The following is a 13,509-nucleotide window of genomic DNA, read 5'->3' as shown; positions in this document are numbered from 1 at the left end:
GTCAGCTGCCGCCGCAGCCGCCCCCGCCACCCCCGCACGACGAGCCGCCGCCGCACGACGAGCCGCCCCCACAGCTCGAACCACCGCCGCACGAGGAGCCGCCGCAGCCGGACCCCGACCCGCCGTCGGACGAACCGCACCAGCCGCCACTGTCCCCGGAGCCACCGGAGTCGTAGGACGACGACGAACTCCCCGACGACGAGGACCCGCTGCCGGCGGCGACCGCGGTGGCCCGCTGCGCCTCCTCGAACTGCTGCCGCAACAGCTCGTCCGTGATCAGTGCGGTGCCGCCGAGCGCCACCACCAGTGCCGCAGGCTGCCAGGCCCCGCCCGCGCCCCCTTGGGCGTTGCCCGCCTTCGCGGAGTTCAGCGCACGCGTCCCCGCCTTGGTGATCCGACGGTGGAACACCTTCCGGCACGCGGAGGCGATGAGCACGCCGACGATCAGCGCCGGGACGACCTTGAGGACGGTCTGCTCGTCGCCCGATCCGACCGCGTCGTCGGCGAAGATCGACATCAGGAACGCCGCGACGAACAGCAGCCCGCACGCCGTCATCTGGGCACCCGCCAACCGGCGCCAGCCCCGGCCCAGCCGCGGAGGGCGCATCAGCCCCCGTGCCGCCAGCCCGTCACCGATGCCCTGGACGGCCGGGCTGCGCATCGCCGTGGTGCGCACCGCGGTCAGCGCCCCGCCGGGCGTGCGGGCGACCGCGTCCAGGACGGCCGCCTCGACGGCGTGCCGATCGGTGGCCTGACGGACGGTCACCACACCCGGGCCGCCCACCACCAGCCGGCCGTCCTCGTGCATCCCGGCGACCGCGGCGTCCACCACCCGCCCGGGACCCCCGGCGAGGAACGCCATCTCCCACACGTCGTTCGTCCGCGCCGCCGCCCTGCGCACGGACGGCGTCCGCAACCGCACCAGCACCGCGCCGACGACCAGCACCGACGACGAGACGCCCAGCCCTACGTACACCCACAGCGGGAAGGACATCCCGCTCACCCCCGTTCGGATATCCGGCGCAGGGCCCGCACCAGGCGGGCCGCGGGCCGCGTGGACGGCGGCTTGGGACCGGCCCGGTCCCGCCACCACCGTGTCAACTCCTGTCGTGCGCCCGGGTCTTCGGGACGGCCCCGGGCCAGCAGGTGCGCCGCGAAGTCCAGGGCGTCCTGCCGGTAGCCGCCACCCATCGGCCGGTGCCGCGCATAGTCGACGAAGGCCGCGCGGTAGTCCGTGCCGAGGAGCTCCGGCAGCTCGGGCGCCACCTTGGCGACGACCGCGGCCCGCTTGGCGATCAGCGCCCGGCTCTGCACCTGCAACCGGGTCCGGTCGAAGCCCTCGGGGGCCGGCACCCCGGCGACCAGCGCGGACAGCAGCGCGGCCTGTGCCAGCGCCAGCCGCTGGCGTGCCGCGTCGGTGGCGGGGTCCGTGCGCGGTTCCGGGGGCGTGTCCCGTACGGGCTCAAGCCGCCTCGACATGACGGGCCTCCTTGAGCACGGTGCGGATGGCGTCGAGTTCGGCGGCCAGTTCCCCGCCCTCGGGGAAGTCGTCATCGCGCTCCAGCAGCACGCCGGGCGGCGTGGTCCGGGCGCACAGCTCGGCGAGCACGTCCAGCACCGGCCGGGTCACCGGGTGGGCGTGGCTGTCGTGCCACACCCCGTCCCGCTCCACCCCGCCCGCGACGTGCACATACGCGATCGCCTCGACCGGCAGCTCGTCGAGCGCGACGGCCGGGTCCTCGCCCCGGTTGACGTGGTTCGTATGGAGGTTGGCGACATCGATGAGCAGCCGCACCCCGGTCCGCTCCACGAGCTCGGACAGGAACTGCCCCTCGGTCATCTCCTCGCCCGGCCAGTTGATCAGGGCGGCGATGTTCTCCAGGGCCAGCGGCACCGGCAGCGCGGCCTGGGCGATCCGGACGTTCTCGCAGAGCACGTCCAGGGCGTCCCGGGTGCGCGGCACCGGCAGCAGATGCCCGGCCTCCATCACCGGGGAGGCGGTGAGCGGCCCGCCGGCCCGGACGAACGCGATGTGCTCGGTGACCAGTGGCGCGCCCAGCAGCTCGGCGCGTTCGGCGAGGGCCGCCAGCCGGCCGGGGTCCGGGCGGTCCGCGCCGCCGAGGCCGAGCGAGACCCCGTGCGGGACAACGGTCGTGCCGCGCTCACGCAGCTGCTGGAGGGCGTACGGCAGGTGGCCCGCGCAGAGGTTCTCCGCCACCACCTCGACCCAGTCCACCCCGGGCAGCCCGGCGATCTCCGCGGCGATCTCCGGTCGCCAGCCGATACCCGTACCCAGGCGCTCCATGCTTCCCCCTCCGCTCCGTGGTCGGGGTACTCATGCCGCGCCACGGGGCGTCGAATCCTGCACCGGCCGAGTTCAGAGCTTGATTTGAGCTTGCGCGGACGGCGGTCGGTCGCCTGCCCGAGCGGGCGCCGTGCCGTCCCGCGTCAGGCGACGGGCGGCAGCGCGCTCCGCAGCGCGGGGTGGTCCGCGACGACCGTGCAGGAACCCGGGGCGATCTCCGTGAACCCGGCATCGCGCACCACCGGCAGCCCGCTGCGGGTCAGCGCCTCCCACGCCGCGGGCGCCGCGGACCGTACGGCCAGCGTGAACCCCGTCGCGCGCCAAGCCGCCCGCTCCTCCTCGGACAGCTCCCACCACGCCAGCTGCGCACCGTGCCCGGCCTGTGCCATCTCCTTGCCCGCCGACATCTCCAGCGCCGGGTTGAACCACAGCACCGGCACGCCGTCCGCGGGCGGCCCGGGCGGCTGCGGATCGTCCAGCTCCGTGCCCGAGACCTGGAGCCGGGCCAGGTCCTTCGGCCAGCCGTCCAGCGGCACCGGCGGATGGACCCGCACCTCGGCCTCGCGCCCGCGGACCGTGATCCCCGGCAGCGCCTCGGCCCGCCGCCACTCCGCGCCGCGCGCCCGCCGGACGACCTTCCGGATCCGGGCGTCCTGCCAGTCCCGCACCGCCTCGGCCCACTCGCCGTCGCCGGTCGCCCGTTCGTCCGACAGCAGCACCAGCACCGCGCGGGCGGCCGTCTCCAGTGCGTCCGTCCGCGCCGGCGGCTCGGCCCGCTCTATCCGCGCGACCAGCGGCAGCACGAACTGCGGCGCCGCGTCCCGGTCGGTCTGCTCCTGCTGGAACGGGCTGCTGGAGTCGTTGCCGGACTGTCCGGCGGTCTCGGTGCTGATCACGCCCTTCAGTCTGCCAGCCACCACTGACAGCGCCCCTGCCCCGGGCCCACCGCCCGCGCGGCAGGCCTCCGACGGCCGTTCGCCGCTGGACCCGCGGTCCGCCGTCCCGACCGGCCAACTGCGCCCGCCGGGCGCGGCGTTCGCTCCGTACGGCTGCGCCGCCCGCGCTCCCTTCCGGGCATCGGACCGGCCTCTCCGGTTACCGTTTACCGTCGTGGACAGCACCGGGGCGGGGAACACCGGGGGACGTCGGGAGCGCCGGGGACGAGCGGAGAGCCCCGGAGGACGACGGGAGAGTCCCGGAGGAGAGCCCGGGCACCGGTGGTGAGCGGGAGGGGCGGAGCGCATGAGGCTGGACGGGGTGGGGCGGCGCTACGGGGTGCGCGGGCCCTGGGTGCTGCAGGACGTGCGGCTCGACGTGCCCGGAGGCGCGCTGCTGCGCGTCGAGGGGACCAACGGCAGCGGGAAGTCCACCCTGCTGCGGCTGTGCGCCGGCATTGACCGCCCCAGCGCCGGCCGCATCACCGGCCGCCCGCGCAGCGCGTACGTCCCCGAACGGTTCCCGGCCACCCTGCCGTTCACCGTCGTCGACTACCTCGCCCACCTCGGACGCATCCACGGCCTGCGCGGCCCGGAAGCCGGCCGCCGCGCCACCGAGTGGCTCGAACGCTTCGGTGCGGCCGGGCACGCCCGTACGCGACTGGCCGAGCTGTCCAAGGGGACCAGCCAGAAGGTCGCGGTCGCCCAGGCACTGCTCGCCGAGCCCGAACTCCTCGTCCTGGACGAGGCCTGGACCGGCCTGGACCGCGACGCCCGCGCGGTGCTCGACCGGGCGGTCGCCGAGCGGGTCGCGGCCGGCGGCACCGTCATGTTCGTCGACCACGACCCGCAGCGGTTGGCCGGCGCGGCGGATGCCCGCTACCAGGTCGTGGACGGGCGGTTGCTCCCCCAGGAGGACGGCGACCCGGCGCCGACGGCGGGTGCGACCGGCCCCCGCGTGACCATCGAGGCCGTGGGCGCACCCGGGGCCGCGCCGCCCACGAGCGACCGCGCGCCACGGCTGCCGGGCGGGCCGGAGATCGCAGCGGGCCCGGACGGTACGACCCGGCTGACGGTCCCCGCCGTCCACTCCGACGCCCTGCTGCGCGCCCTGCTGACCGCCCGTCCGCCCTGGCACATCCGCTCGGTCACCCCCGCGCCGGTCCCGCGCGGCGGCACCCCCGGCGCGGTCCCCGAGGCGCCCACCCCGCCCACCGCAGCCGAGCACCCCGGTGCTCCCGACCCCTACGAGGCCCCGCACCCGTGATCGCCCTCCTCCGCTACCAGGCGGCGCTGCTCGTCGGCTCGCACCGCTGGCTGCCGCCGGTCATCCTCTACGCCGCCTTCCTGGCCATCGGCATCCAGAGCGGCGGCCCGATCCTGGACGCGTCCGGCTGGGCCGCGGGCGGGTTGCTGCCGGTCGCCGTCTGGCTCACCCGGATCTGCGTCACCAACGAGCCGCCGGCCGCCCGCAATTGCGCCGCGGCCGCCGCCGGACCCGGACGGGTGCACCTCTCCTGCGTGCTGACCGCGGCCGCCGCCGGGCTGCTGCTCGCGCTCGCCGGCACGGCGATGGTCGTGCTGCTGTCCGACCCGCACTCCACCTATCACCGGGTGGCTGTCCCGGTCCTGCCGGCGGTCGGCGCCGGGCTGGTCGCCGCGCTGGCCTGCCTGTTGATGGGCATCGCGATCGGCGCCCTGTGCAACTGGCCGGTGCTGCGCAGCCCCGGCTGGGGCGTCCCGGCCGGCCTGACCGCCGCCCTGCTCCTGCTCGTCCTGGGCGCCTCCCCGGCCAACGCCGCCGTCACGGGCCTGGTCACCGGCTCCGCCCACGGCACCATCAACACCCCCTGGCTGCCGCTCGCCGCCACCGTGCTGATCGCCTCCGCCGCCACGGCCGTCGCCTGCGGTCTCAGCTCCCGGCGCAGCTGAACGGGGCGGGGCGAGGGCGGGGGAGCCGGCGTACGCTCGGCACCATGCCGACCACCGACGCCGCCACCCCGCCCGAGGCCCGCACCCCGTCCGATGCCGCTACGACCACCGATGCCGCTACGACCACCGATGCCGCTACGACCACCGACACCGCTACGACCACCGACGTCAGCGACACCGCCCCGGCCGGCTCCACCGCCTCCGCGCCCCGTGCCGACTGCCTGCACTGCGGCCGTCCCACCGAGTACCCGGTCGACCGCCCCGGCATCGTGCTCTGCCCGGTCTGCGAGTGGCAGGAGGCCCAGCGCTCCGCCTGCTCCGGCTGACCGCGGCGCTGCCCGGGATCAGTGGTGCCAGGGGCCGCGCACCGCGAACGTCGTCCCCGGCGTGTAGCAGTTGACGTACATCGTCCGGTGGTCGGGCGCGAAGGTCACTCCGGCGAACTCGCCCCACTCCGGCTTCTCCGGCGTGCCGATGTTCTGCCGGCCACGCGCCATCGGGTAGACCTCGCCACGCCGGGTGAGGCCGAAGACGTGCTGGGCGCCGTCGCCGTCCTCGCACACCATCAGGCCGCCGCTGGGCGCGAGGCAGATGTTGTCGGGGGACTCGCCGGGCAGTTGGAGGTCGGTGTCCGGGCCGAAGACCACGACCTGGGTGAGCCGGCGCCGCCGGGGGTCGTACTTCCAGACCTGGCCGTAGTGGTCGGCCGCCGAGCCGGCCGCCCGGTGCGCGAAGCTGGAGACGAAGTACACACAGGAGCCGCCCCAGTAGCAGCCCTCCAGCTTCTGGGCGTGGGTGATGCCCCGAGGGCCGAAGTCCTGGAAGCGGACGGGCGTCCGGCGGGCGAGCGGGTCGGGGACGTCGACCCACTCGACGTGGTCGAAGGCGGTCCCGGGCTCCTGGATGGTGGACAGGTCGGGCACCCCGGGGACCCGCAGCGCCTGGAGCCGGCCGCCGGCCCGTAGTGAACCCCGGCCGCCCATCGGCTTGTTGGGCAGGAAGCGGTAGAACAGGCCGAACGGCTTGTCGAAGGCGTCCTCGGTCTCGTAGACGGTGCCGGTTCCGGGGTCCACCGCGATCGCCTCGTGCTGGAAGCGGCCCATCGCGGTCAGCGGCACCGCGCCGGTCCGCCGCGGGTCGTACGGATCGACCTCGAAGATGAAGCCGTGGTCCTTGGTGTAGTTCTCGTCACCGGCCCGAAGCTCGGTCTCCTCGCAGGTCAGCCAGGTGTTCCACGGGGTGTGGCCGCCCGCGCAGTTGGTGGAGGTACCGGCGACGGCGACCCGCTCGGAGCGCACCGTGCCGTCCCGGTCGAGCTCCAGGGCGGTACAGCCGCCCTCGCCACCGGGGTCGTAGGTCAGATCGCGGACCCGGGGGACGGCGGAGCGGGAGCCCGTACGGTTCTCGTGGTTGCGGACGAGGTGGGTCCCGCCGCGGTGCCCGGGGAAGGCCGACATGCCGTCGCAGTTGCTGGGCACCCTGCCCTCCCCGGAGAGCAGGGGGTCGCCCTCCTTGGAGAGGACCCGATAGCGGAAGCCCTCGGGGAGGTCGAGGAGGCCGTCGGGGTCGGGGACCAGCGGGCCGTAGCCGCGCCTCCCCATGTCCCGGGCGGTCGCGGTCCCTGCGAAGATCTCCGTGAGGCTGCCGGAGAAGGCGAGGGACGCCCCCAACGCACCGGTTCTGGCCAGGATCTGACGTCGTGTCGCGGACATGGGCAACTCCCTGTTGGCGGACAGGTGACGTGACCCGTTTGTGTGTACCACGCACCCGGGCCGTCGGAAACCGGTCGGCGCCCGGTCCGCCGTGGCGGCGCCGTCGTCAACCGTCCCCGTTCACCGTGCCGTCCGCCCGACCGTGGTGCGCGACCAGCGGCAGGAAGATGTCGTCGACCACCGCCGTGACGGCGGCCGGTGAGGGTGCCTGATGGGTGATCAGCATCTCGCTCGACACGAGGGTCACCGGCAGCGCGGCGACCGGGGCGGGGATGCGGGAGGGGTCGAGCTCGCCGCGCCGGGCCGCACGGTCGAGCAGGTCCGCCATCGCGTCCCCGCCGCCCTCGCGTGAGCGTTCCGCCAGGTAGTCGCTGAGGTCGGTGCCGCGCGTCCGGCTGTCGGTGAGCACCTGTAGCACGGGTGTGATCTCCGTCAGGCGGGTGGTGATCTGGTCGAGCAGGGCGAGCACGTCGGTGCGCAGCGACCCGGTGTCCGGCACCGGTGGGGGCAGCGGCGGCGTCCGGTGGCGCAGCGCGGCGAGGATGAGGTCGAGGCGCTGGGGCCAGCGCCGGTAGAGCACCGTCCGGCTGGTCCGTGCGCGCGCGGCCACGCCCTCGTACGTCAGGTCGTGACAGCCGACGGCGAGGAGCTCGTCCCAGGTGGCGTCCAGTAGTGCGGCTTCCAGCGCGGCGCCCCTGCGTCGGCGTCCCGGGGGCGGCGACCCGCCCTTCACATCTTTAGGCACAGTATGTATCTTACTCTTCAGAATAAGATACGCGACGAACCTTAAGGAGCGCTATGCGCGGCAAGGGTGTGCAGTACGACACCGGAACGTTTCCGAACGGCGACACCACGAACCCCGCCTTCACCCCCGACCTCGCGGCCCGCGACATGCGCGTCATCGCCGAGGACCTGCACTGCAACGCCGTGCGCATCACCGGCGGGGACCCCGAGCGGATCAGCGCGGCGGCCGCGGCCGCCGCCGAGGTCGGGCTCACGGTCTGGTACTCGCCGTTCCCCTGCGAAATGACGGAGGACCAGCTCCTGCCGTACTTCGCCGAGTGCGCGGACCGCGCCGAGGAGCTGCGCCGGACCGGCGCCGAGGTCGTGCTGGCCACCGGCTGCGAGATCAGCATCTTCAACCGTGGCTACCTGCCCGGCGCGAGCTTCAACGACCGGATGGAGACGCTGCGCGCCGCGCCCGAGGTGCGCGAGAAGGCGCTCGCCACCATCCCGGAGCAGCTCAACGCCTTCCTCGCCGAGGTCACCGCGACCGTACGGCCGCGGTTCGGCGGCCCGCTCAGTTACGCGTCGATCCCCATCGAGCACATCGACTGGACGCCCTTCGACATCGTCGGCATCGACGCGTACCGCAGCGCCCGCAACGCCGCCACCTACCGCGAGGACCTGCGGGAGTACTTCGCGCACGGCAAGCCGGTCGTGGTCACCGAGGCCGGCTGCTGCGCCTACCGCGGTGCCGGGGACATGGGCGCGGCCGGCTGGCTCGTCGTCAAGGCGGACCACACGGTCGCACCGGGGACCGTGCGGGACGAGGGCGAACAGGTCCGCTACATGGACGCGTTGCTCCAGGTCTTCGAGGAGGAGGGGATCGACACGGCCTTCTGGTTCAGCTTCGCCTGCTACGCGCTGCCGCATCGCAGCGACCCGCTCCTGGACCTCGACCTGGGCTCGTACGGGATCGTCAAGGTGCTGAACGGCGAGCGCGACGGCACGTACCGCGGCCTGCCCTGGGAACCGAAGGAGGCGTTCCACGCCCTGGCCCGGCACTACGGGGGCGCCGGGCGGCCGGAGACCGAGGGCGTGTCCGACTAGCGGCCGGAGACCGAGGGCGTGTCCGACTAGGGGTGCCCTTTTTTTGGGGGGGCGCCCCTGGTCGGACAGGAAATCCCTGGAGACGCCCCTAGAGGGGGGCGCCCTCGGCCAGCGGCTTGGCGTCGCGGGCCAGCGCGGTCAGTCGGGAGATCGCGCGGAAGTACTTCTTCCGGTAGCCGCCGCGCAGCATCTCGTCGCTGAACAGCTCGTCGAAGGCCTTCCCGGAGGCCAGCACCGGCACCTCCCGGTCGTAGAGCCGGTCCGCGAGGACCACCAGCCGCAGCGCGGTGGACTGGTCGGGCACGGCCTGGACGTCGGTGAGGCAGACCGCCTCGATGCCGTCGCACATCGCGCCGTAGCGACTGGGGTGCACCTTCGACAGGTGCGCCAGCAGGGAGGGGAAGTCGTCGAGCGAGGCACCGGGCATGCGGTACGCGACGCGGGTGACGGTCTCGTCGTCGTACGGGGCGGGGGCCTCCGGCAGGCCGCGGTGGCGGTAGTCCTCGCCGTCGATGCGCAGCGGGCGGAAGTGGGCGCTCAGGCCCTGGATCTCGCGCAGGAAGTCGGCGGCGGCGAACCGGCCCTCACCGAGCTTGCCGGGCAGGGTGTTGGAGGTGGCGGCCAGTGCCACGCCGCTGTCCACCAGCTTGCCGAGCAGGGTGGAGACCAGGACGGTGTCGCCGGGGTCGTCCAGCTCGAACTCGTCGATGCACAGCAGCTTGTGGTCGCCGAGCGTGCGGATGGTCTGCTGGAAGCCGAGCGCGCCGACCAGGTTGGTCAGCTCGACGAAGGTCCCGAAGGCCTTGCGCTCGGCCGGGGCGGGGGTGGCGTGCCACAGGGAGGCGAGCAGATGGGTCTTGCCGACGCCGTAGCCGCCGTCCAGGTAGACGCCGCGCGGGCCCTTGGGTGCGGCCGGCTTCTTGGCGAACCAGCGGCGCTTGCCGGCGGCCCTGCCCGACCCGGCGTCGATGCCGTCCGCGAAGTCGCCCAGCACCTGCACGGCCTGGGCCTGGCTGGGCTGCTGGGCGTCCGGGATGTAGGTGTCGAACCGCGCGTCCTGGAAGCGGGGCGGCGGCACCATCTCGGCGACCAGGCGGTCGGCCGGGACGTGCGGGGCGCGGGCGGTGAGCGCGGCAGGAGACGTGCCGGGGGAGGTGCCGTCCCCGTCGGCCGGCGGTCCGGCTGTCGGGGCGGGCTGGGGGAGGGAGGGCTGGGAAGGCGACACAGCCGTCCAGCCTATCTCCTCGCCCGTATCAGCCGGCCCGGCGAGCGAGGCATGTCACACTGCCGCCATGCGACGCCTGTTTCCCCTCCCTGCACCTCCCGCACCCGCTTCCGTCGGTACCGACACCGTGCCGCCGACCGACCTCACCGACCGGGAGTGGACGCTGGACGAGCTGGCCGACGCCTACGCCTACCCGGCGGCGGACGACCCGGCGCGGGCCGGTCGCACCGGATGGCTGCGGGCCAACATGGTGTCCTCCATGGACGGCGCGGCCCACCACGAGGGCCGCTCGCAGCCGCTCTCCAGCGCGGCCGACATGCGGATCTTCGGGGTGCTGCGGGGTGTCGCGGACGCCGTGGTGGTGGGCGCTGAAACGGTCCGGCAGGAGGAGTACCGGCCGGCCCGCGCCCGGGAGGCCTTCGCCGCCCGCCGGGCCGCCGCCGGCCAGGCGCCGGCACCCGCCATCGCGGTGGTCACCGCGGGACTCGGGCTGGACTTCGACCTGCCCCTGTTCACCGAGGCGCTGGTCCCCACCCTCGTGCTGACGGGCGCGGGCGCGCCGGCCGATCGGGTGGCGCGGGCCCGGGCGGCCGGCGTCGAGGTGCTGTTCGCCGGTGAGGGGCTGGGCGTCGCCCCGGGGCGGGTGGCCGGGGTGCTGGCCGAACGGGGACACACCCGGCTGCTGACGGAGGGCGGACCGAAGCTGCTGGGGCAGTTCGCGGCGGCCGGGGCACTGGACGAGATGTGCCTGACGCTGGCCCCGGTGGTCGCCGTCGGCGATGCGCCGAGGATCATGAACGGGCCCGCCGTCCCGGTTCCCGAGCGGTTCGCCCTGGCATCCGTATTGGAGGAGGCCGGGTTCCTGTTCACTCGCTACCGCCGGTCCTGACAATCAGCGGAATTACCTGTTCCGCTTAGCTACCTTTGGGCACACTAAAACCCAACAGGTCCCGTGTGGCGACGGGGCAGGATGGTTTCTGTCGGGCACCGCGCACTGTGGCGCCCCGAAGAGAAGAAGGGCGTCCGCCGTGTTCACGAGCGTATTGATGATCGAGAAGCCTCTGACGCCCGCCGACGTGGAGTTCGTGACCACCCTGCACGGCGACGACCCCATCTCGTTCGTCGTGCTCATGCAGCCCCGCGGCAAGCAGGACGTCCTGCTCCGGGCCATCGACGACGTCGCCCTCGGCGAGTTCGACGACGCCGTGCGGGAGGGCGGGGAACCGGCCGGCGAGGCGGCCGAGGCCCCCGCCCAACTCGCCCTCTCCCACACCCTGGAGGCCCTGCGCGCCGCCGGTGCGGAGGCCGTCGGGCAGGTGGTCGAGGACCACCCCCTGGACCTGCTGCGCACCGTCGTCGACGAGACCGGTGCGGACGAGGTGATCGTGCTGACCGCCCCGCACTTCGTCGAGGAGTTCTTCCACCGCGACTGGGCCTCCCGCGCCCGCCACAAGGTCGGCGTCCCGGTGCTCAAGCTCTTCTCGCACGCGGCGGACGACCAGCCGCAGGAGTCGGCCTGACCTGTCGGCCCAGGTCCTGACCGTCCGCCCACGTCCTGACGGTCCGCCCACGTCCTGACCGTCCGCCCACGTCCTGACCGTCCGTTCCGGGCCCGCCTGTCGGCTCCGGGCCGGCCCGTCCGTTCACTGCCGGACCACGGCCCGCCGCCGCAGCCGCCCGTCCCGCACCTCCGCGATCTCGTCGGCCGCGTCCAGATGGGTGTGATCGTGGGTGACCAGCACGGTGGCGGTGGCGCGCTGATGGGTGAGGGTCAGCAGCAGTTCGAGGACCGCCGCGCCCCGCTCGTGGTCCAGTGCACTGGTCGGTTCGTCCACCAGCAGCACCGCCGGGTCGTTCATCAGCGCGCGGGCGATGTTGATCCGCTGCCGCTGGCCGCCCGAGAGCTGGTGCGGCCGCCGGTCGGCCTGGCCGTCCAGGCCGACCGCCGCCAGCAGCTCCAGTGCCCGGGCCCGCGCCTTGCGGGGCGGGCGGCCGTCCAGATGGGCCATCACCTGCAACTGCTCGGCGGCCGTCAGCGACGGCAGCAGATTGGGCTGCTGGAAGACCGTGCCGATGCGGGTGCGGCGCAGCGCGGTCAGCTCCGCGCGGCCGAGGCCCGCGGTGTCCGTGCCGTCGATCACCACCCGCCCGCGGTCCGGGCCGATCAGCGTCGCGGCGACCGCGAGCAGGCTGGACTTCCCCGACCCGGACGGCCCGATGACCGCGGTCAGGCACCCGGCCGGTACGGACAGCGAGACCTCGTCCAGTGCGGTCAGTCGGGCATCGCCGTCGGGGTAGGTGAGGGTGACGTCGGTCAGTTCAAGGCTCATCGGGCACTTCCCAGGGCGGTCAGCGGGTCTACGGAGGTGATGCGGCGGATGGACAGTGCGGCCCCGACGGCCCCCAGCGCGATCATGACCAGGGCCGGGAACAGCACGGTGGACGGATCGAGCACGAAGGGCACCGCGCCGCCGATCCCGGCGCCCACGCCCGCCACCACGGCGGTGCCCAGGCCGGTGCCGATCACCAGCAGGACCACGGCCTGGCCGAGTGCGTCCCGCAGGAGGTAGCGGGTCGAGGCGCCCAGCGCCTTCAGCACCGCGACGTCACCGCTCCGCTGGATCGTCCACACGGTGAAGAACGCGCCGATGACCAGCGCGGAGATGGCGAACAGGAAGCCGCGCATCAGCGTCAGCGAGCCGTGCTCGGCGGTGTACGAGCCGATGGCCTGAAGGGCGTCGTCGGTGGTGACGGTACGGGTGTCGAGCCTCCGGTCGGCGGCCGGCAGACCAGCCGTCGAGGAGGTGGACAGGGCGAGCACGGTCGCCCCCACCGAGTCGCCGGAGCCGTGGGCTCCGGCGGCCGGCCCGGAACCACCGGTCAGCCGGCGCCAGTCGCCCAGCGACGTCCAGACCACCGGCGTGTGGCTGTACATCGCCGCGCCCGACACGGCCGCGACGCGGAACGTCCGGCCGCCGAGCGTCAGCCGGTCGCCGGCGTGCACGCCCAGCGAGGCGGCGGCCTTCTCGGACAGCGCCACCGCTCCGTCGGCCACCTTCTCCCGGCTCGCACCGGCAGCCGCCCCCGCCGGGGCCGGCGCCAGCCGCGACCCCGGCCGCACCCCGAACGCCGACACCGCGGCCGTCCGCCCGCCCGCCTCGGCCTTCGTCGTGGCGATCCCCAGCGGCTCGGCGCTCCGCACCCCCGGCACCCGCGCCCACTCCCGTACGGTCCGCTCCGACAGCCGGGACTCGGTGAACGAGACACCGCCGTCCCCGACGGGCGCCGAGAAGACCAGGTGGTCGGCGGGCAGCGCGGTGATCGCCGAGGTGTTCTCCCGGCCCAGGCCCGCCGTCAGGCCCGACAACAGGCCGACCAGCACCGTGATCAACACGATGACGGTGCCCATCAGGGCGAACCGCCCCTTGGCGAATCTCAGGTCTCTCCAGGCAACGAACACCGACTCTGCCATCCTCGGATCCGGATGCCGGGCCCACTGCCCGGCGGCTGGTCCCCACCGTCGCCCGGGGACGGGGTCCCGGGCATCGCGCCGCGGAGTGGTTCACC

The 13,509-nt window shown here is 74.3% G+C and carries 13 protein-coding genes and 1 pseudogene; 6 read left to right on the top strand and 8 right to left on the bottom strand.

Going from position 1 to position 13,509, the window contains the following annotated elements; all coding sequences use genetic code 11:
• Position 1: 1 nt before the first annotated feature.
• The 3 genes and pseudogenes from AB0C96_RS29315 to AB0C96_RS29305 form a co-directional block, all read right to left on the bottom strand.
• Positions 2-994: a TIGR04222 domain-containing membrane protein gene (locus AB0C96_RS29315; RefSeq protein WP_362921413.1), complete on the bottom strand. Its 993-nt coding sequence runs from the start codon at positions 992-994 to the stop codon at positions 2-4.
• Between the two features lie 5 nt (positions 995-999).
• Positions 1,000-2,305 (bottom strand): annotated as a pseudogene (locus AB0C96_RS29310) (DUF692 domain-containing protein).
• A gap of 143 nt (positions 2,306-2,448) precedes the next feature.
• Positions 2,449-3,201: an aminoacyl-tRNA hydrolase gene (locus AB0C96_RS29305; protein ID WP_362921411.1), complete on the bottom strand. Its 753-nt coding sequence runs from the start codon at positions 3,199-3,201 to the stop codon at positions 2,449-2,451.
• Between the two features lie 346 nt (positions 3,202-3,547).
• On the opposite strand from AB0C96_RS29305, the gene AB0C96_RS29300 reads away from it, so the two are divergent.
• The 3 genes from AB0C96_RS29300 to AB0C96_RS29290 are packed head-to-tail and all read left to right on the top strand — an operon-like array spanning position 3,548 to position 5,498.
• On the top strand, positions 3,548-4,507 hold the full coding sequence (locus AB0C96_RS29300) for an ATP-binding cassette domain-containing protein (RefSeq protein WP_362921409.1): 960 nt from the start codon (positions 3,548-3,550) through the stop codon (positions 4,505-4,507).
• On the top strand, positions 4,504-5,172 hold the full coding sequence (locus AB0C96_RS29295; protein WP_362921407.1) for an ABC transporter: 669 nt from the start codon (positions 4,504-4,506) through the stop codon (positions 5,170-5,172). Before AB0C96_RS29300 ends, AB0C96_RS29295 begins: the two co-directional genes overlap by 4 nt.
• Positions 5,173-5,216: 44 nt before the next feature.
• Positions 5,217-5,498 (top strand): hypothetical protein, encoded by a 282-nt coding sequence (locus AB0C96_RS29290; protein WP_362921405.1) that lies wholly within the window; start codon positions 5,217-5,219, stop codon positions 5,496-5,498.
• A gap of 18 nt (positions 5,499-5,516) precedes the next feature.
• Here AB0C96_RS29290 and AB0C96_RS29285 read toward each other — a convergent pair whose 3' ends face one another.
• The gene (locus AB0C96_RS29285; protein ID WP_362921403.1) at positions 5,517-6,884 is read right to left on the bottom strand and encodes an alkaline phosphatase PhoX; all 1,368 of its coding nucleotides are present in this window, start codon (positions 6,882-6,884) and stop codon (positions 5,517-5,519) included.
• Positions 6,885-6,990: 106 nt separating this feature from the next.
• Positions 6,991-7,629 (bottom strand): TetR-like C-terminal domain-containing protein, encoded by a 639-nt coding sequence (locus tag AB0C96_RS29280; RefSeq protein ID WP_362921401.1) that lies wholly within the window; start codon positions 7,627-7,629, stop codon positions 6,991-6,993.
• 53 nt (positions 7,630-7,682) lie between these two features.
• Here AB0C96_RS29280 and AB0C96_RS29275 point away from each other — a divergent pair, with 53 nt between their 5' ends.
• Positions 7,683-8,717: a hypothetical protein gene (locus AB0C96_RS29275; protein ID WP_362921399.1), complete on the top strand. Its 1,035-nt coding sequence runs from the start codon at positions 7,683-7,685 to the stop codon at positions 8,715-8,717.
• Positions 8,718-8,805: 88 nt separating this feature from the next.
• On the opposite strand, the gene zapE is transcribed toward AB0C96_RS29275, so the two are convergent.
• Positions 8,806-9,942, bottom strand: a complete 1,137-nt coding sequence (gene zapE, locus AB0C96_RS29270; RefSeq protein ID WP_362921397.1) for a cell division protein ZapE — start codon at positions 9,940-9,942, stop codon at positions 8,806-8,808.
• A 67-nt stretch (positions 9,943-10,009) separates the two neighbouring features.
• Here zapE and AB0C96_RS29265 point away from each other — a divergent pair, with 67 nt between their 5' ends.
• Together AB0C96_RS29265 and AB0C96_RS29260 are read left to right on the top strand one after the other, a co-directional pair.
• A complete protein-coding gene (locus AB0C96_RS29265) occupies positions 10,010-10,831 on the top strand; it encodes a dihydrofolate reductase family protein (RefSeq protein WP_362921395.1) in 822 nt (273 codons plus the stop codon).
• A 157-nt stretch (positions 10,832-10,988) separates the two neighbouring features.
• Entirely contained in the window at positions 10,989-11,462 is a 474-nt protein-coding gene (locus AB0C96_RS29260) for an indole-3-glycerol phosphate synthase (RefSeq protein ID WP_362921393.1), read from the top strand.
• Between the two features lie 123 nt (positions 11,463-11,585).
• Here the strand turns inward: AB0C96_RS29260 and AB0C96_RS29255 are convergent, their stop codons facing one another.
• Entirely contained in the window at positions 11,586-12,272 is a 687-nt protein-coding gene (locus tag AB0C96_RS29255; protein WP_362921391.1) for an ABC transporter ATP-binding protein, read from the bottom strand.
• The gene (locus AB0C96_RS29250) at positions 12,269-13,402 is read right to left on the bottom strand and encodes an ABC transporter permease (RefSeq protein WP_362921443.1); all 1,134 of its coding nucleotides are present in this window, start codon (positions 13,400-13,402) and stop codon (positions 12,269-12,271) included. The genes AB0C96_RS29255 and AB0C96_RS29250 overlap by 4 nt, the downstream gene beginning before the upstream one ends.
• Positions 13,403-13,509: the final 107 nt, after the last annotated feature.

This window comes from Streptomyces sp. NPDC048506 (assembly GCF_040651315.1).
Lineage (GTDB): Bacteria > Actinomycetota > Actinomycetes > Streptomycetales > Streptomycetaceae > Streptomyces.
The sequence above is the reverse complement of the archived record's forward strand: the minus strand, read 5'-3'. Positions and strand labels throughout refer to the sequence as shown.

Bases quoted from the DNA above. Each gene is read 5' to 3' on its own strand.
- AB0C96_RS29315 (WP_362921413.1), bottom strand. From the start codon at position 994: ATGTCCTTCCCGCTGTGGGTGTACGTAGGGCTGGGCGTCTCGTCGTCG.
- AB0C96_RS29290 (WP_362921405.1), top strand. From the start codon at position 5,217: ATGCCGACCACCGACGCCGCCACCCCGCCCGAGGCCCGCACCCCGTCC.
- AB0C96_RS29255 (WP_362921391.1), bottom strand. From the start codon at position 12,272: ATGAGCCTTGAACTGACCGACGTCACCCTCACCTACCCCGACGGCGAT.
- AB0C96_RS29260 (WP_362921393.1), top strand. From the start codon at position 10,989: ATGATCGAGAAGCCTCTGACGCCCGCCGACGTGGAGTTCGTGACCACC.
- AB0C96_RS29265 (WP_362921395.1), top strand. From the start codon at position 10,010: ATGCGACGCCTGTTTCCCCTCCCTGCACCTCCCGCACCCGCTTCCGTC.
- AB0C96_RS29300 (WP_362921409.1), top strand. From the start codon at position 3,548: ATGAGGCTGGACGGGGTGGGGCGGCGCTACGGGGTGCGCGGGCCCTGG.
- AB0C96_RS29275 (WP_362921399.1), top strand. From the start codon at position 7,683: ATGCGCGGCAAGGGTGTGCAGTACGACACCGGAACGTTTCCGAACGGC.
- AB0C96_RS29285 (WP_362921403.1), bottom strand. From the start codon at position 6,884: ATGTCCGCGACACGACGTCAGATCCTGGCCAGAACCGGTGCGTTGGGG.